Here is an 18397-nt window from a genome sequence, read left to right as displayed (position 1 = left end):
ATCTATAACTCCCAAAATCGTCACTTATGAAAACTGAGCAAGTTGATGTACTGGTAATAGGAGCAGGTCCGGCAGGAACAGTAGCGGCGTCTATCATTCATCAGGCAGGGTACAACGTAAAAGTGGTGGAGAAGCAGAAATTCCCCCGTTTTGTGATCGGCGAAAGCCTGTTGCCCCGCAGCATGGAAGCCCTGGAAGAAGCGGGGTTTATTGATGCCATCAAAGCCAAGGGATTTCAGCAGAAATATGGGGCGAAGTTTGTAAAAGGAGACGCGCTCTGCGATTTTACTTTCCAGGAGCAATTCACGCCGGGCTGGACCTGGACCTGGCAGGTAACGCGCGCTGATTTTGATAAAACGCTGGCCGACACCGTGGAGAGCATGGGTGTACCGGTAGCTTATGAAACAACTGTAACGGATATACGTTTTAACGGATCTGATTCCATTACAACAGTAGAAGATAAAGATGGGCAGCAGTCGCAGATAGCAGCCCGTTTCATAGTAGACGGGAGTGGCTACGGCCGGGTGATCCCCAAATTATTCAACCTGGAGAAAAACTCCAACCTGCAACCCCGCAAGGCGTTGTTTGCCCATACCGTGGATGTGCGCCGTTCTATGGCCGACGAGCCTAACCGCATTACCGCAGTGGTACATAAAAAAGGCGTATGGATCTGGATCATTCCTTTTGCTACCGGGGTTACCTCCCTGGGTTTTGTGGGAGATCCGGAATTTTTTGAGGAATATCCGGGCACCGATGAAGAGAAATACCGCGCCCTGCTGGAAGCGGAACCCTATACCAGGGAACGTTTCCGGGATGTAGAGCTGGCATTTGAACCACGTATTTTACAGTCGTGGTCCGCCACCACAGATAAATTTTATGGAGATGGGTTTGTGCTGACAGGTAACGTAACAGAATTTCTGGACCCGATTTTCTCATCTGGCGTAACTTTGGCCTGTGTTTCCTCGCAAACAGCGGCAAAACTGGTGATCCGGAAGCTGAAAGGCGGGGCGGTAGATTGGGAGAAAGAGTATATGGAGCCTACCATGCAGGGCGTGAATACGTTCCGTTCCTATGTGATGGCCTGGTACGAAGGTACCCTCGATACCATTTTCTTTAAGAAAGATGCCGATCCGCTGATAAAAGGACAAATCTGTTCTGTACTGGCTGGTTACGTGTGGGATATGAACAATCCTTTTGTGAAAAATCATGACACTGCCTTAAAACGTTTGGCAAGGACTATCGAATTAACAGAAAAACTAAAAAGCAACCCGGAGATTGAATAGCGGATCGACATATATTACAGGTAGTTGCGTCATACGGCAAAACAGGGTTTATTTAAATGGCGCTTTGTTGTGGGAAGCAGATTCCGCACTGGAATTAACTGAGTTTCTGCGGGCGGGATACGATCGTTTTTCCGGTCAGTATCCTAAATTCCATAAAATGGATGCCCTCAGCAAACTGGGCTGGCTGGCAGCGGAAGTATTGCTGAAAGATACAGACATACATTTGTTGGCGCCCGAACAAACGGGCATGGTATTATCCAACCGGAACAGCAGCCTGGATACAGATCTGCGATACTACGCTACTGTAAAGGACTTTGCCAGTCCGGCGCTGTTTGTGTATACCCTGCCAAATATTGTGATGGGGGAGATCTCCATCCGGCACGGTTTTAAAGGAGAGAATACTTTTTTTGTATCAGATGTTTTTGATACCTTTTTGATGAGTACCTATCCGGCGCAGCTGCTGGCAGAAACGCCTTTACAGGCTTGTATTGGTGGATGGGTAGAAGTAATGGAACAACAATACGAGGCCATATTATTCCTCGTGGAAAATAAACAGCGGAACAATGCCATCCCTTTAACAGAGGCGGCTTTGTCATCGTTATATCAACAAAAAAACAGTTAATAACTTTAATCAAACTACAGTGGAAAAGTTGATGGCGGATCTGAAAGCGCAGATCATAGAACAATTGAACTTGCAGGAAGTAGCACCGGACAGCATTGGCAACGATCAGCCGTTGTTTACAAAGGAAGGGCTTGGGCTCGATTCTATCGATGCGCTGGAATTGATTGTATTGCTGCAACAGCACTACAATATCCGCATTGCCAGTCCTGAAGAAGGGCCGAAGATCTTTCACTCGGTACGCACGATGGCGGTGTATATTACCGAAAATCAAACCGTAAAGGCATGAGTGAAAAGGTGTGGATAGCAGGCGGTGGAGTGATCAGCGGTATCGGGCTGGATGTACCGGCCTGTATACAATCGTTCCGGGACATGAAACCCGGTATGGAAGCCATGCAACACCTGTCTTCTGTTCATCGCACTACCTTTCCGGTAGCAGAAGTAAAGGCAGATAACGCCACCCTCGCCGATATCGCGCGGATGCCCGAAAATATCAGCCGTACGGCCCTGCTCAGCATGATTGCCGCCCGCGAAGCGTGGCAGTCCAGCGGTTTGGGGGATATTTCCCAATACCGGGTAGGGTTTGTTTCCGGCAATACCGTAGGCGGGATGGATAAAACCGAGGATTTTTTCGCGGAGTACCTGTCCAATCCCCGTGGTGGCCGGTTACAGAACCTGGTTCATCACGAGTGTGGCAGCATCACCGAACTGGTGGCCGACAGCCTGGGAGTGCGTCATCACATCTCTACCATCAGTACGGCCTGTTCTTCCGGCGCCAACGCACTGATGTATGGCTCCCGGCTGATCCGCAATAACATTGTGGATGTAGTGATTGCCGGTGGTACAGATGCGCTGACCCGCTTTACACTCAACGGGTTCAATACCCTCATGATCCTTGATCAGCAGCCCTGCCGGCCTTTTGATGATACCCGTACCGGGCTTAACCTCGGTGAAGGCGCGGGTTATGTGGTGCTGGTATCCGACAGCCTGGCGGCCCGTTTGCAGCCCTGGTGCCGCTTCAGCGGCTTTGCCAACGCTAATGATGCCTTTCACCAAACGGCGTCTTCGCCGGATGGCACAGGTAACTACCTGGCTATGAAAGGCGCGCTGGATATGGGCGGACTGCAACCACAACAAATTGGTTATATTAATTTACATGGCACCGGTACACAGAATAATGATGTATCGGAAGGAATCGCTATAAACCGGCTCTTTGCGCCGCATTTCCCGGCGATGAGTTCTACTAAATCTTTCACTGGTCATACGCTGGGCGCCAGCGGTGGCATAGAAGCCGTATTTTCGGCGCTGGCAGTGAAGGAAGGAATTATTTACCCGAATGCACGTTTCGGGCGCCAGATGAAGGAATTACCGTTTGCACCTGTTACCGCCTTTTCTGCAGGTCATGATCTGCAACATGTAATGTCCAACTCATTCGGTTTTGGCGGCAATTGTTCCAGCCTGTTATTTTCAAGAGCCAGTTAACAGCTATAAATTATGCAGATCTATATAAATGGCGCCGGTTGTATTTCTCCGCAGGAAACTGCGCAGGGAGGCCCTTTGCTGGCTACTCCCAGGGAATACGAGCAGGTGCGCCTGGCAACCGTGGACCCGGATTACAAACAATGGATTGATGTGAAACAGATCCGCAGGATGAGCCGGGTGGTGAAAATGGGAGTAGGGGCAGCGAATTTAAGCCTGGAAGCAGCCGGCATTACCTCCCCGGATGCAATCATTACCGGCACTGCTTATGGTTGCCTGGACGACACCGGCTTGTTCCTCACCAAAATGGTGAATCAACAAGAGGAAATGCTTACACCTACTGCGTTTATACAAAGCACGCACAACACCGTAGCCGGTCAGATTGCCCTGCTGCTGGGTTGCAACGGCTATAACAACACTTTCGTTCACCGCGGCTTTTCTTTTGAAAACGCCCTGCTGGACGCTATTATGATATTGAAAGAAGGCTCGGCACAACACATTCTCGCCGGCGGAGTGGATGAAATTACGAATCACAGTCACCAGTTGCTGTCGCGTTTCGGCCTCTATAAAAAGACGCCGGTAAAAACGATGGAACTGCTGAACAGCCCTTCCAGAGGCACTATTGCCGGTGAAGGCGCTGCTTTTTTTACGTTGGGTATTACCAAACAACCTGGTACTGTTGCCGGACTATCCGGCGTAAGTACCTTGTACAAACCGCTCTGGGAAGGAGAAGTGATCGGGCACATCATGAAATTCCTGGAAGATAATAATTGCACGCCTGCAGATATCGATCTGATCGTTACCGGCAGGAATGGTGATATTGACCAGGATGAAATTTATGAAGAAGTAGCCGACGCCTTATTTCCTGAACACGCGGAAGCCAGCTTTAAACACCTTTGCGGGGAATATCCTACAGCGGCGGCTTTTGGCGTATGGATGGCCAACGCCATCATCGCGCAACAGGAAGTGCCGGAAGCAGCGGTGTTTTTTGGTAAGGCGCCGGAGCAGATAAAAAATGTATTAATTTATAATCATCACCAGGGAACACATCATTCACTGGTATTACTTACTGCATGCTAAACAACAGGGTTGTAAATATCATTGCCACTATTAGTCTCCTGGTACTTTTGTTCCTGGATAAAGTAATGGCGTATGGTATTTCCTTCTGGTGGTATGGTGTGCCTTTGCTTATTTATCTCCCGGTAACTGTTTACGGGGCGATGAATATTGAATCGGGCTTTTTTTTAAAGGCGTTCTGTGAGGCCAATACTACAGAAAAGGTAGTGGCGCTTTCTTTTGATGACGGGCCACAGGAGGCTTTTACGCCGCAGATACTGGATATCCTGCGCAATGAACAGGTACCTGCAGCTTTTTTTTGTATCGGGAAGAATATCAGGGGAAATGAACGCTTACTGAAACGGATATACGAAGAAGGGCATATCATAGGTAATCATACATATTCACACCACTTCTGGTTTGATATGAAGTTATCCGGTAACATGCTGAAGGATATGCAGGAAATGGATGCGCTCACGGTAGACGCTACGGGCCTGCATCCGCGCCTGTTCCGCCCGCCTTACGGCGTCACCAATCCGAACCTGGCAAGGGCAGTAAAAGCAGGTAATTATCTGCCGATAGGCTGGAACATACGCTCACTGGATACGGTAGCAAAAGATGAAACAGCATTACTGCACCGGATTATGCAACAGTTGAAACCGGGGGCCGTTATTTTATTGCATGATACCTGTAAGATAACTGCCGGTGTACTGCCGCAGCTGATTCATGCGATCCGTGAAAAAGGATACCGCCTGGAAAGAATTGATAAAATGTTAAACGTTAGAGCATATGTGTAAATGGCTGTTAATATTAATTGGTTGTGTAGTGAGCCTGCAAATGCAGGCCCAGTCCGGATTTAAGCCGGTAGTGGATATGGCGCCGCTGAAGCAGCAGTTTGCAAAGGCCGCTCAGGGCACGCAAAGCATTCAGTGCGATTTTGTACAGGAAAAGAACCTGAGCATGTTGTCTGATAAGATTGTGTCTAAAGGGAAGTTCTGGTTTAAGAAAGATAATAAAGTAAGAATGGAATACCTCCAGCCTTCTTATTACCTGCTGGTGATTAACGGGAAAGATATCCGTATCAAAGACGCACAGAAAGAGAATAAAGTTTCAGGGAAGAATAATAAGCTGTTTGAACAGATCAATAAAATTACGGTGGATTGTGTAAGGGGAACAGTGCTGGATAATGCTGATTTTTCTGTCAAAGCCGCCGAAAACGCCCAGTGTTACCGCCTGGAGCTTACGCCGGTAAACAAGGTAATGAAAGAATATTTTCAAACGATTGTGCTGCTGGTAGATAAACAGGACTATGCTGTATCAAAAATCACGATGGCAGAATTATCAGGCGATGATACTACCATCAGTTTTTTACATAAACAATTGAACACAAATATCCCGGATGCGGTATTTTCTGCTAAGTAGTTTGTTGGGAATGGTGATGCTGATGGCAGGTTGCCGGTCGGTGTACAAAGGATTGCAGCGGGTGAACGGCGATGTGAATTGTATCAGGCAGTTCAGCCCGCAGTTCACGTCTACGCTGTATAGTACGCAGGTAGACATCCTGAAGCACCACCTGAGCGGACTCCTGTTTTTCAAGCAAATGCCGGATAGCAGTATCCGGGTGGTATTTGCCAGCGAGATGGGATTTAAGTTCTTTGATTTTGAATTTGATAAGCAGGGCAATTTCACCAAACACTACCTGATGGCCAAAATGAACAAGAAGGCGGTGGTGAAAACGTTGCAGCAGGATTTTGCATTGGTGCTGCTGCGGCCTGATCTGCAGGCGGCTCATATGGCTGCGGATAACCGTTACCGTTATATAGTAGTGCCTACAGAGAAAGGTAACAACTACTATATCACGGATACTGCCTGTACAAAACTGATCCGGATAGAAAAGTCGTCGCGCCGCAAACCGGCTGTCACTGTATGGATGCAGCATTATAACAATGGTGTGCCGGATACGATCAACATCCGTCATGAGCACTTCAAATTCAATATTTCATTGCAGAAAGTAGAAAAATAAAAACGTCACCTTTAATTATATAATTACACAGTCCAATGTTAGCAGGAAATTTTTATACCGTCACCGCGCAATCCCAGGAACCCGGACAGGTGGCTACCACCATCCAACTGAATGCGGCACATCCCATATTTCAGGGACATTTTCCGGAACAGCCTGTAGTACCGGGTGTATGCATGATGCAAACCATTACGGAAGTGCTGGAAAGTGCGCTGGATAGAAAGGTGATGTTGAAAAAAGCAAACCAGATGAAATTCCTGAACATGATAGACCCGGTGAAACAGCCACTGGTGGATGTTGCGCTGACCTACAAAGAAGAGGAAGGAGGATGGAAAGTGAATGCTACACTGAAGCGCGACGATAAAATATTTATGAAGTTCCAGGGTATATTCAACTAAGTGACCAGCCAGCCTACACATAACGAACACTTTGAACGTCACCGCGCAGCGGTGCTCATTCCTACGTACAACAACGCCGGTACGCTGAGCGCTGTATTGTCCGATGCGCTTGCTTATACCAGTCATGTGATTGTGGTAAATGACGGCGCTACAGATGAAACGGCTGCGGTGCTGGAGAAGTTCCCTTCCCTGCAATTAGTTTCGTATAGTCCTAACCGTGGTAAAGGAATTGCACTTCGCCGTGGATTTTCCTATGCATTGGAGCAGGGCTACGACTATGTAATCACAATGGATGCCGACGGACAGCATTTTGCTACCGATCTGCCCACTATGTTGCAACAGATTGAAGAGCAACCGGGAGCGCTGATCATAGGCGCCCGTAACCTGCACCAGGAGAATATGCCAGGCAAAAGCACTTCTGCCAATAAAGTATCCAACTTCTGGTTCCAGGTAACCACGGGATTGAAAGGCCCCGATACACAATCCGGCTACCGCCTCTATCCCTTGCAACGCATGGGGAGAATGCACTACTTCTGCACCAAGTACGAATTTGAGATAGAAGTATTGGTGCGCAGCGCGTGGAAAGGTATCAAGGTCGACTGGACGCCGGTGCGTGTATACTACCCACCGCCGGAAGAACGGGTGTCTCATTTCAGACCGGTAAGGGATGTTTCGCGCATCACGGTACTGAACACCATACTGGTGCTCGTTACTTTTTTGTATATCAAACCCCGCGACCTGGTCCGTTTTCTTTTAAAAAAAGAAAACTGGAAAAGGATGTGGAAAGAAGAAGTACTGAAGTCTGACGAATCCAACATCAGGAAAGCGGCTTCCATTGGTTTTGGTATTTTTATGGGAATCATACCTATCTGGGGATTCCAGCTGTTAGTATCTATCCTGTTGTCTATAAAATTTAAGTTGAATAAGGCATTGGTGCTGCTTTTTGCACATATAAGCACTCCGCCGCTTACCCCGTTTGTGATCTTTGCCAGCTTCCTGGCAGGGCGTGTATGGATGGGGCAAACCGCTAAAGACCTGGTATTTTCCAATGGTATCAACTTCGATACCATCAGGGACAACCTGTTGCAATATGTGTTTGGCAGCATTACATTGGCAGTATTGGGTGGATTGCTGGCCTGGATAGTGAGTTGGGCAATACTGACAATTTTTAGAAAAGAACGAAGAAATGGGTAATCTTTTTGTAGCGATCTATAATTTTTTTGAGCGGCGTAAAGCATGGCTGTGGTGTTGCACCATTGCCGGTTTTTTGCTGGTTGGATATTTTGCTGCACAAATAAAACTGGAAGAAGATATTACCAAAATTTTACCGCAGGATAAGAAACTGGATAAGCTGCAACAGGTGTTCCAGGATTCCAGGTTTGCGGACAAGCTGATTGTTACCATCTCCCAAAAAGATACTACGCAGGAAGCTCAGCCAGACAGTTTAACGGCCTATGCCGCAGAACTGTCCACCAGGGCCGGCGCACAGCTATCGCCCTATATCAGGCAAATCCAGTCGCAAACAGACGATGCCATGATAATGGGATTGATGCAGGTGATACAACAACACCTGCCCATCTTCCTGGAAAAAAATGATTACGCAAAGATCGATAGTTTACTGGAGCCCCATCAACTGCGGCAATCATTACAATACGATTATAATACGCTGATATCACCGGCGGGACTGGTACTGAAAAAAATGATCCAGGCCGATCCGGTAGGCATCTCCTGGATAGGCGTAAAGAAGCTGCAACACCTGCAGTATGATGATCAGTTTGAGCTGTATGATAACTACATCATCACTAAAGATCATAAACACCTGATGATCTTTATCACCCCGGCAAATCCGCCGGGCGCCACAAAAATCAATGCGCAGTTCCTGAAGGGACTTGATAAAATAAAAGATAGTCTTGATCAGCAATACCCCCGCATCGCTGCCTCTTATTTCGGTGGCACCGCTGTTTCCGTGGGCAATGCCACCCAGTTAAGACAGGATACTTTTTTAACGCAAGGTATTACAGTTGCATTATTGGTAGTACTGATTGCCCTGTTTTTCAAAAAGAAAAGAGCCCCGGTACTGGTGATGCTGCCGGTTATTTTCGGCGGACTGTTTTCACTGGCATGGATATACGTCATTAAGGGACACATCTCTGTAATGGCGATGGGCGCAGGAGCTGTAGTGCTTGGCATTGCGGTGAATTATTCGTTGCATGTATTTAATCATTACCGTCATTCGCAGGATATCCGCGAAGTGATCAACGACCTGGCTACCCCCATGACGCTCGGTAGCTTTACTACTATCGGCGGGTTTCTGTGTTTGCAGTTTGTGCATTCTCCCATGTTGAAAGACGTGGGACTGTTTGCTGCACTCAGCCTGGTAGGCGCTGCATTATTTTCGCTGATCTTCCTGCCACACTGGATGGTGATGGGACGGCAACCAGTGAAAGTAGCCACCCCTCATGATAACTGGCTCGATAAATTATCCGCTTACCGGCCGGAGAAAAACAAGTACCTGGTAGGCGCTATTTTCCTGCTTACTATCGTGTTTTTCTATACCGCACGCAATGTATCCTTTGAAAGTGATATGATGCGCATGAACTACATGACACCACAATTAAAAGCTGCAGAAGCACAGCTGAACAGCGTGAATTCCTATGTGGCGCAATCAGTGTATGTAGTATCTGATGGCCGGAACCTGGAAGGGGCGCTGGAAAGCGGCGAAAAGCTGCTCCCGGTTATACGGCAGTTGCAGGAAAAAGGTATCGTGAAAAAATATGCCGGCGTACAGGCATTACTGTTATCCAATAAGGAGCAGGAAGCGCGCATTGACCGCTGGAATAATTATTGGTCCGCAAACAGGAAACAGCAATTGCTGCAATATCTGCGTAGTGAAGGAAGCACGCTGGGCTTTAGTAAGGCTGCTTTTGATCCTTTTGATCAGTTGATAAATGAAAATTTTCAGCCCCTCGATCCCAGTGCCTTGCAGGTACTGCGCAGCGGTAACCTGGGGGATTTTATCATAGAAAAGAGCGGCACTACCTCCGTAGTAACTTTACTGAAAGTAGATCTGGCCCACAAACAAGCGGTATATGATGCGTTGGAAAATATGCCGAATACGACGGTGCTGGATAAACAATACGCCGCTAACCGCCTGGTAGAAGTAGTGAAAGAGGAGTTCAACAGCATTGCGTGGATGACTTCCCTGCTGGTGTTTTTTGCGTTGTTATTATCGTATGGCCGCATTGAACTGGCCCTCATCACCTTTATCCCGATGGCCATCAGCTGGGTGTGGATATTAGGTATCATGGGGCTTTTCGGGATTAAGTTCAATATTGTAAATATCATCCTCTCTACTTTTATTTTTGGTTTGGGAGATGATTACAGCATCTTTATGATGGATGGACTGTTACAGGAATACAGAACCGGAAAGAAAACCCTTTCTTCCTTTAAATCATCCATTTTCCTGTCGGCTATCACTACTATTCTTGGGCTGGGTGTGCTCATCTTTGCGCAGCATCCTTCACTGAAATCTATTGCGCTGATTTCTATTATCGGTATTGGTACGGTAGTGTTGATTTCGCAGGTAATGATTCCTTTCCTGTTTAACTGGCTGATCACCGGCCGTGTGCGGAAAGGCTTTGCACCGTGGACTTTCAAAGGATGGACGCTCTCTGTATTTTCCTTTACCTATTTTGCGGTGGGTAGCTTTATTTTAACTGCTATTGGTACGGTGCTGATCCGTTGGAACCCGTTCAATAAGGAAAAAGGCAAGGTGTTGTATCACCGCATACTTTCTGCGTATACACACAGTGTATTGTATATTATGCGCAATGTGAAAAAGCGCATTATTAATCCTTCCAATGAACAACTGGAAAAGCCGGCAGTGATTATCAGTAATCATCAGTCTTTCCTCGATATATTGGTATCCACTATGCTTCACCCAAAGGTGATATTGCTCACCAATCAATGGGTATGGCGTTCACCGGTGTTTGGCTCCGTAGTTCGCCTGGCGGATTACTACCCCGTTGCGGACGGTGCGGAAGGCGCCATTGAAAAGCTGAGAAACAGGGTAGCGGCGGGGTATTCCATTGTGGTATACCCGGAAGGCACCCGCTCGCCCGACCCGGCTATCAAGCGTTTTCATAAAGGAGCCTTTTTTATTGCAGAACAACTGGGTCTGGATATTTTGCCGATGGTGATTCACGGTACGGCCTATACGATGAGTAAAGGTGATTTCCTGTTGAAGGATGGTACGGTAACCGTAAAATACCTGCCCCGTATTACGCAGGAAGATAAGTCGTGGGGAGATAACTACAGCGCACGTACGAAATCTATCAGCCGGTATTTTAAACAACAATACGAAATACTCCGTGCAGAAACAGAAGTGCCAAAATACTTCCGGGAGCAGCTGAAATATAATTATATCTACAAAGGACCAGTGCTGGAATGGTATATGCGCGTGAAAACGATGATGGAAAACAACTACCAGCTGTTTCATGAGTTACTGCCCAAAGAAGGACGCATACTGGATATTGGCTGTGGGTATGGATTCATGGATTACATGCTTACCTGGACGGCGCCTGGCAGAACCATTACCGGTATTGATTATGACGAAGATAAGATAGCCACTGCTGCTTATTGTTTTAAGAAACCGGAACAGCTGCAGTTTATTCATGGTGATATTTCCGCTACTCCTTTTAGCGAGTATGACGCCTTTATATTGAGTGATGTATTGCACTACCTGCCTGCGGATGAGCAGGAAATGCTGCTGCAGCAATGTATAGCACGGCTTACGCCGGATGGCGTGATTGTGATCCGAGATGGCGACAGCGACATGGCCAAAAGGCACGAGGGGACCAGGTTCACGGAGTTTTTGTCTACAAAAGTAATTGGGTTTAATAAAACGAAAGATCGGCCATTGTCGTTTTTCTCAGCTGCGCATGTACGTAGTCTTGTCCACAAGTATGGTGCGGTAGCGGAGGAAATAGACAATACCCGGTACACTTCTAATGTAATATTCGTGATCAAAAAACTTCCCCGGGAAAATTATGCACCACTATGATGTTATCATTATAGGCAGCGGCCTCGGCGGTTTGGTATGTGGAGCTATCCTCAGCCGGCATGGGTATCGTGTATGCATATATGAAAAGAACCGGCAAACAGGCGGTTGCCTGCAAACCTGGTCGCGTGATAAAGTTATTTTTGACTCCGGTGTGCATTATATCGGCGGACTGGCGCCTGGCGAAAACCTGTACAAAGTATTTAAATACCTCGGCATTTATGATAAGCTCCGGCTGAAACGCATGGATATGGATGGTTTCGACCATATCAGTTTTGCCGGCGACGATAAAGTGTACCGCATTGCGCAGGGAGAGGAGAACTTCATCCGCACGCTGCTGGAAGATTTCCCTGAAGAAGAGGCCGCATTGCGTGCTTATTGCAATAAGATCACGGAAGTATGCAGCAAGTTCCCGTTGTATAATCTCCGTACTGGTGATTATGAAGAAAAGCGGTCGGTGTTGCAATTGAACACCGCCGACTATTTACGCAGCATTACCAACAATGAAAAGCTGCAACAGGTACTCGCCGGCAACAATCTTTTGTATGCAGGCGTAGCGGAGAAAACGCCTTTTTACGTACATGCGTTGGTGTTAAACAGCTATATGAAAAGTTCCTGGAAGTGCGTGGATGGCGGCTCCCGGATAGGAAAGCTGCTATGCCGCCTGATCAGAGAGAACGGTGGAGAAGTGATCCGTAACATGGCTGTTACCGCTATCAATGGCGACGGCGATAAGGTGGATCATATTGTATTACAGGATGGCAGGACGGTACAGGCCACGCATTATATTTCCAACCTGCACCCTGCACAAACGATGGCTATTACCCATAGCGATGCATTGCGTAGCGCTTACCGCAGCCGTATGCAGGGATTAGAGAACTCTATAGGGGCTTTTGTATTGAATGTAGCTTTGAAGCCGGGCACCTTTAAATATCTTAATTACAATCATTATTATCATGCTACGGGCAATGCCTGGGCAGGGATTGACTATAAAGAAGAAGAGTGGCCGCAAACCTATGCGATGTATGTGTCGGCCAGCTCACGGCATGAAACCTGGGCGGATAGTTTATCGATTATGACCTATATGCGGTATGATGAGGTAAAGCAATGGCAGCATACTTTTAATACAGTGCTGCAAACTGGCAGCAGGGGAGCTGATTATGAAGCATTTAAGGAGAAAAAGGCCAACCTGCTTATTGATTGCGTGGAGAAACAGTTTCCCGGTTTCCGGGATTGTATCCATACGTCCTATGCGGCTACGCCGTTATCGTACAGGGATTATATCGGTACCGGCGACGGCAGCATGTACGGCATTGCAAAAGATAGTGCGGATCCTTTACGGACAATGGTTTCGGCCCGAACCAAACTATCCAATTTGTATCTTACCGGTCAAAACCTGAACTTGCATGGAATTTTAGGGGTAACTATCAGCAGTGTGATCACCTCGGCGGAGTTGCTGGGGATGGACTTCCTGGTAGATGAAATTAATCAGTCAATTTGTACTTGAAGTGAAAAATAAGAAACGCAGCGGCTGGAGAAGATTTGGACGCATACTACTATACATCATCGGCTTTTTCGTATTGCTTTTTATCGGGCTGGCCATTTACCTGGTATCGGTAAGTAAAATGCCGCCGCCGGTAATAGCCGACCAGCGGGCCTTACAGCTGCAGCGCTCGCAACTGGACAGCACCGCGTATACACTGGGCAATAACTGGTTCCGTAAAAGCAACAGTGGGTTGTATGAAATGTATGTGGAAGGTGCTCCGTTTGAAAGAGGGGTGATCAATGGCAAGCTCTCCGGGGAGCTGATCCGTCGCCAGGAAGATGTATTTGTGGCGCAGTTCAGCAAAATGGTGCCTTCTACTTTCTACCTGCATTTCCTGAAATATTTTATCGGTTGGTTTAACCGCGATCTGGCGGATCATGTGCCGGAAGAGTTTAAGGAAGAAATTTATGGAGAGTCTTTTTCTGCTTCTCCCAACTACGACTATATCGGTACCAACTATGCCCGGCTGATGAACTATCATGCTGCGCACGACATTGGGCATGCCCTGCAAGGCATGATGCTGGTGGGGTGTACGTCGTTTGGTACGTGGAATGATCAGTCGGCCGACAGTAACCTGATCATTGGCCGCAACTTCGATTTTTACATGGGTGATGCCTTTGCAGAAGAGAAGATGGTAGTATTCTACCGCCCCGAAAAAGGACACAACTTTATGTTTGTAACCTGGGGCGGCTTTACCGGCGTGGTTTCCGGCATGAACGACAAAGGGCTTACCGTTACAATCAATGCTGCCAAAACCAGCGTACCTACGGCTGCCGCTACCCCGGTATCATTGGTAGCGCGCGAAATACTGCAGTATGCAAAAAATATCAACGAGGCTTGGGAAATTGCGCGGAAGCGTAAGATGTTTGTTTCAGAATCCTTCCTGGTTGGTTCTGCAGAAGATAATAAGGCGGTGATCATCGAAAAAACACCGGAAGGCATGGATATGTACAGCTCCGGTAAAAACTTTATTACCTGTACCAACCACTTCCAGGGCGATTCGCTGGGCAGCCTGGCGTCTAATAAATTACAGATAAAGGAAAGCGCCTCCGAATATCGCTATGAAAGACTGACAGAATTAATGAAAGAAAAAGGCCCCAATACTGTTCAGAAAACAGTGGATATCCTGCGTGACCGTGGAGGCTTGCACAACGCGGATATCGGGATGGGTAATGAGAAAGCCATTAACCAGCTGATTGCGCATCACTCTATTGTGTTTGAGCCGAAGAAAGGGATGGTATGGGTGTCTACAGCACCTTATCAGCTGGGGCAGTTTGTGGCTTACGATCTGAATAAAATTTTCAGCATGCATGGTCTTACTACTGATCATGAAGTGTATGACAGCGCACAGAATATTGCAGCAGATAGTTTCCTGCTGTCAAAAGATTACCTTGCCTTTGAAACCTACCGCAAGTTGAGAGATCAGATGAAAGAGGGACAGGCAGTGGATATCCGTGCGTTAATTGCTTCCAACCCGGCCTATTATCACACCTACGTGCTGGCAGGTGATTATGAATATAAGCAGCAGGCATATGCAAAGGCGAAATCTTATTACGAAACGGCGTTAACAAAAGTGATTGCCACCAAAGGGGAGGAAGATCATATCCGCAAGCAGCTGGCACTGTGTAATGCTAAACTAAAAAGCTAACCACTATGATCATTGGCATCGGAACAGATATCGTAGATGTACCACGCATCGCGGCAAAGCTGGCGAAGGGAGATGGATTCCGGAACCTGGTATTTACTCCTTTTGAAATCAGCTATTGTGAAAACCAGGCGATGCCGGCAGAAAGCTATGCTGCCCGTTTTGCTGCGAAGGAAGCCCTGCTGAAGGCATTAGGTACCGGTTGGGGCAACGGCGGTGTGAACTTCGACGAAATAGAGATCCGCAATGATGAAGCCGGGAAACCGCAATTGTATTTGATAGGAAATGGTGCAGACAGATATGCATCAGCAGGCATCAGGAAAATATGGGTATCATTGTCTCATGAAAAAAGTGCCGCTATTGCAATGGTGATTTTAGAAGGATAAATTTATAGAAAGATGTATATACCGGATATAGAACTACAATCTAAAGCAGCTATCAGGGCTTACCAGGAGAAGGAAGTAATGCGCCTGTTGGGTTACCTGCGTGAATTTTCGCCATTCTATAAAGCATGGTTTAAAAAACACGGTATTGCTGCAGACCAGGTTCAATCGCTGGAAGCATTTTCACAGATCCCGCCGGTTACAAAGGAAGATCTCCAGGAACATAACTGGGAGTTTCTTTGTGTAGATAAAAGCAAAATAGCCGAATACACTACTACGTCCGGAACTTTAGGACGCCCGGTGATTATCGCCTTAACGGAAAAAGACCTGCAGCGTTTAAGCTATAACGAATACATTTCTTTCTGTTGTGCAGATGGCACTGATAGCGATATTTACCAGCTTATGCTTACGCTGGACCGTCAGTTTATGGCGGGTATGGCGTATTACAATGGTATCCGTAAACTGGGAGCGGGCGTACTGCGTGTTGGTCCCGGTGTGCCCAGCATGCAATGGGAAAACATCCAACGGATACAACCTACCACCATTGTAGGGGTTCCTTCTTTTATTGTAAAGCTGATTGCTTATGCCAAAGAACATCATATAGATATTAATCAAACCTCCGTGAAGAAAGCGGTATGCATTGGAGAGAATATCCGCAACACGGACTTTTCACTGAATGTACTGGGCAAGAAGATTACAGAGCAATGGAATATCCAGCTCTATTCCACCTATGCGTCCACTGAAATGCAAACTGCTTTTACAGAATGTAAAGCCGGGCAGGGTGGTCATCATCATCCGGAGTTGCTTTATGTGGAGTTGCTCGATGAAAATAATCAGCCGGTTGCACCGGGAGAAGAAGGAGAAGTAACTATTACCACACTGGGCGTGGAAGGTATGCCCCTGCTGCGCTATAAAACCGGCGACATCTGCCAGTATCATTATGAAGCCTGCTCCTGCGGCAGACATACGCTCCGGTTATCTCCCGTAATAGGCCGTAAAAAACAGATGATCAAATATAAGGGCACTACCCTGTATCCGCCTGCCCTGTTTGATTTGCTTAATGATATGGAAGATGTGAAGGAGTTTGTGGTGGAAGTGTATTCCAATGAACTCGGTACCGATGAAATATTGCTGCACCTGTGGCCACGGGAAGAATCAGAAGAAATGGACCGCAAGATAAAGTCTTATTTGCAGGCGAAGCTGCGGGTGATTCCGCAGGTGCGGTATACCAGCCAGCAGGATATTATGCGGATGCAGTTTCCGGAGAACAGCCGGAAGCCGGTGAAGTTTTTGGATAACAGAAGTTAAAGGGATAGTTTTTGTCTTCAAAACTTTCCGCTGCAATGGCCATTAATTCCAGTTCATTTAGTTCTATGGGACTGAGATTTTATCATTATGTGGTGTATGCGCTGCATTGTTTTATTATACTCCTCTTCGGTAGTGATAAAAAAAAGGGAATCTCTTTCATAAACGTTTTATAAGAATAGTTATAACTTATCTGAGCTTATCAGCACCTATCGTAGTACGGAAATGAGAAAGCTCCTGCAGTATGATAGTTTTTCGTGGATGATCAGTTGCATAAAGAATAGAAATGAAGGTGGCAGTATAGCCGCTCCCGGTTTCGTCGGGCTCTAATATCTCCTCATCTATCTTTTATAATATCGATCACAGTTGATCCGATTCTGATGTCTAAATTCAAATTCCCCTGAATATAAATGGGATCAACGATAACATAAATCGCATTTTAATAAATTCTGAATAAACATCCTAAAACCCCATCACCGCCACCTCTTTCGGGTTATCCAGCTTCGTACTTTTCCGCTCTCCGCCCACCAGCACATGCACCATATTCGTTTGCGTGGCATGGCGTTCATACAACAGGTTATTCTTTACCTGCACTTTTTTGGGTGTGGGTACATTTTCGGCTTCGAGGAAACTCCACACAGCATCTTCTTCTATTTTATAACCAATAAAATGAAGGGGAACATTTTTACCGTCGAGGGTGATCACCAGGTGTTGGGAGAGATAGGCAGAAATATAGCCTTCTACCTGCTTCCGGCTGGCAGGGTGGGTAATGTCAAGCGGGATCTTATACTGTGCTTTAAGGGTATTTTCCAGGTCGTCTGTAAAAATGCGGCAGCTTACCTGCAGCTCTTTTTTGCCGGCGTCGTGTGAAATCTCTGTCACACTTGCATAGAAGGGATGCAGGGCTGTGAGCCACAATGTCATCCACCATTTACATAATAATAAACCCACTGGACTAATATTTTTATAAAAATTAACTTTTACTTTTTATAATTACCAAAATTATAGAAAAGGGGACAATGGATGAGTTGTATTTTCAGCTGGGGTGGCAACATATTATAAACTGGGATGCGTACGACCATATTCTTTTTGTAATAGCGTTGAGCGCCATTTACCTGCTGCGTGACTGGAGAAAAGTACTGGTATTGGTGACTGCATTTACGATCGGTCATTCTATTACGCTGGCTTTGAGTGTGTTACACATTATCCGTATACCTGCGGCGCTTATTGAATTCCTGATACCGGTAACCATCTGTGTAACAGCAGTTTCTAACATTGTCAGGAAAAACGACGAGCCGCAAAAGCTGCAGCTGAATTATTTTTATGCATTATTTTTCGGTTTAATTCACGGACTGGGGTTTTCCAATTACTTAAAAAGTTTGCTTGGAAGCCAGGCAAACATTGTAAAGCCACTCCTGGGATTCAATTTGGGGCTGGAATTCGGGCAAATCATCATTGTGATGTGTATACTGCTCATTTCTACCGCGATCGTGAAATTTGGAGGCGTAAAACGCCGGGACTGGAACATGTTCCTTTCTTCTGCCACCTTTGGCGTCGCATTTTTAATGATCATTCAAAGCGTAAGAGCACTGTTTATATAATAC

At 46.6% G+C, this 18397-nt stretch carries 17 protein-coding genes; 16 read left to right on the top strand and 1 reads right to left on the bottom strand.

Annotation, left to right across the window (positions count from 1 at the left end; genetic code table 11):
• Window positions 1-26 precede the first annotated feature (26 nt).
• The 15 genes from ACMXI2_RS22475 (at window position 27) to flxY (ending at window position 16796) form a co-directional block, all read left to right on the top strand.
• Window positions 27-1283, top strand: a complete 1257-nt coding sequence (locus ACMXI2_RS22475) for an NAD(P)/FAD-dependent oxidoreductase (RefSeq protein ID WP_483778300.1) — start codon at window positions 27-29, stop codon at window positions 1281-1283.
• A gap of 64 nt (window positions 1284-1347) precedes the next feature.
• Window positions 1348-1905 carry a hypothetical protein gene (locus tag ACMXI2_RS22470; RefSeq protein ID WP_483778299.1) on the top strand — a complete coding sequence of 186 codons (558 nt, stop codon included), beginning with the start codon at window positions 1348-1350 and terminating at the stop codon, window positions 1903-1905.
• 19 nt (window positions 1906-1924) lie between these two features.
• Window positions 1925-2191, top strand: a complete 267-nt coding sequence (locus tag ACMXI2_RS22465) for a phosphopantetheine-binding protein (RefSeq protein WP_483778298.1) — start codon at window positions 1925-1927, stop codon at window positions 2189-2191.
• The gene (locus ACMXI2_RS22460) at window positions 2188-3384 is read left to right on the top strand and encodes a beta-ketoacyl-[acyl-carrier-protein] synthase family protein (protein WP_483778297.1); all 1197 of its coding nucleotides are present in this window, start codon (window positions 2188-2190) and stop codon (window positions 3382-3384) included. Before ACMXI2_RS22465 ends, ACMXI2_RS22460 begins: the two co-directional genes overlap by 4 nt.
• A gap of 12 nt (window positions 3385-3396) precedes the next feature.
• On the top strand, window positions 3397-4461 hold the full coding sequence (locus tag ACMXI2_RS22455; RefSeq protein ID WP_483778296.1) for a beta-ketoacyl synthase N-terminal-like domain-containing protein: 1065 nt from the start codon (window positions 3397-3399) through the stop codon (window positions 4459-4461).
• A complete protein-coding gene (locus ACMXI2_RS22450) occupies window positions 4455-5234 on the top strand; it encodes a polysaccharide deacetylase family protein (protein ID WP_483778295.1) in 780 nt (259 codons plus the stop codon). Before ACMXI2_RS22455 ends, ACMXI2_RS22450 begins: the two co-directional genes overlap by 7 nt.
• On the top strand, window positions 5227-5859 hold the full coding sequence (gene lolA2 / locus ACMXI2_RS22445) for a flexirubin biosynthesis/transport protein LolA2 (protein WP_483778294.1): 633 nt from the start codon (window positions 5227-5229) through the stop codon (window positions 5857-5859). Before ACMXI2_RS22450 ends, lolA2 begins: the two co-directional genes overlap by 8 nt.
• The gene (lolB2, locus tag ACMXI2_RS22440) at window positions 5837-6460 is read left to right on the top strand and encodes a flexirubin biosynthesis protein LolB2 (protein WP_483778293.1); all 624 of its coding nucleotides are present in this window, start codon (window positions 5837-5839) and stop codon (window positions 6458-6460) included. Before lolA2 ends, lolB2 begins: the two co-directional genes overlap by 23 nt.
• A gap of 35 nt (window positions 6461-6495) precedes the next feature.
• A complete protein-coding gene (locus tag ACMXI2_RS22435; RefSeq protein WP_483778292.1) occupies window positions 6496-6855 on the top strand; it encodes an ApeI family dehydratase in 360 nt (119 codons plus the stop codon).
• Window positions 6856-8049, top strand: coding sequence for a DUF2062 domain-containing protein (locus ACMXI2_RS22430; RefSeq protein WP_483778291.1), 1194 nt, complete (start codon window positions 6856-6858; stop codon window positions 8047-8049). It abuts the gene before it with no gap.
• Window positions 8042-11917: a 1-acyl-sn-glycerol-3-phosphate acyltransferase gene (locus ACMXI2_RS22425; RefSeq protein WP_483778290.1), complete on the top strand. Its 3876-nt coding sequence runs from the start codon at window positions 8042-8044 to the stop codon at window positions 11915-11917. Before ACMXI2_RS22430 ends, ACMXI2_RS22425 begins: the two co-directional genes overlap by 8 nt.
• Window positions 11904-13421 carry a phytoene desaturase family protein gene (locus ACMXI2_RS22420; RefSeq protein ID WP_483778289.1) on the top strand — a complete coding sequence of 506 codons (1518 nt, stop codon included), beginning with the start codon at window positions 11904-11906 and terminating at the stop codon, window positions 13419-13421. The genes ACMXI2_RS22425 and ACMXI2_RS22420 overlap by 14 nt, the downstream gene beginning before the upstream one ends.
• A gap of 1 nt (window position 13422) precedes the next feature.
• Window positions 13423-15108, top strand: a complete 1686-nt coding sequence (locus ACMXI2_RS22415; RefSeq protein ID WP_483778288.1) for a C45 family autoproteolytic acyltransferase/hydrolase — start codon at window positions 13423-13425, stop codon at window positions 15106-15108.
• 5 nt (window positions 15109-15113) lie between these two features.
• Window positions 15114-15491 (top strand): holo-ACP synthase, encoded by a 378-nt coding sequence (locus ACMXI2_RS22410; RefSeq protein WP_483778287.1) that lies wholly within the window; start codon window positions 15114-15116, stop codon window positions 15489-15491.
• A gap of 12 nt (window positions 15492-15503) precedes the next feature.
• Window positions 15504-16796, top strand: coding sequence for a flexirubin biosynthesis putative acyl-CoA ligase FlxY (gene flxY, locus ACMXI2_RS22405; protein WP_483778286.1), 1293 nt, complete (start codon window positions 15504-15506; stop codon window positions 16794-16796).
• Window positions 16797-17255: 459 nt separating this feature from the next.
• Here flxY and ACMXI2_RS22400 read toward each other — a convergent pair whose 3' ends face one another.
• Window positions 17256-17744: a DUF6702 family protein gene (locus ACMXI2_RS22400; RefSeq protein WP_420990394.1), complete on the bottom strand. Its 489-nt coding sequence runs from the start codon at window positions 17742-17744 to the stop codon at window positions 17256-17258.
• A 68-nt stretch (window positions 17745-17812) separates the two neighbouring features.
• Here ACMXI2_RS22400 and ACMXI2_RS22395 point away from each other — a divergent pair, with 68 nt between their 5' ends.
• Window positions 17813-18394, top strand: coding sequence for a HupE/UreJ family protein (locus ACMXI2_RS22395; protein ID WP_483778285.1), 582 nt, complete (start codon window positions 17813-17815; stop codon window positions 18392-18394).
• Window positions 18395-18397: the final 3 nt, after the last annotated feature.

It is taken from the genome of Chitinophaga sp. G7 BAM 1005 (genome assembly GCF_057126945.1).
The sequence above is the reverse complement of the archived record's forward strand: the minus strand, read 5'-3'. Positions and strand labels throughout refer to the sequence as shown.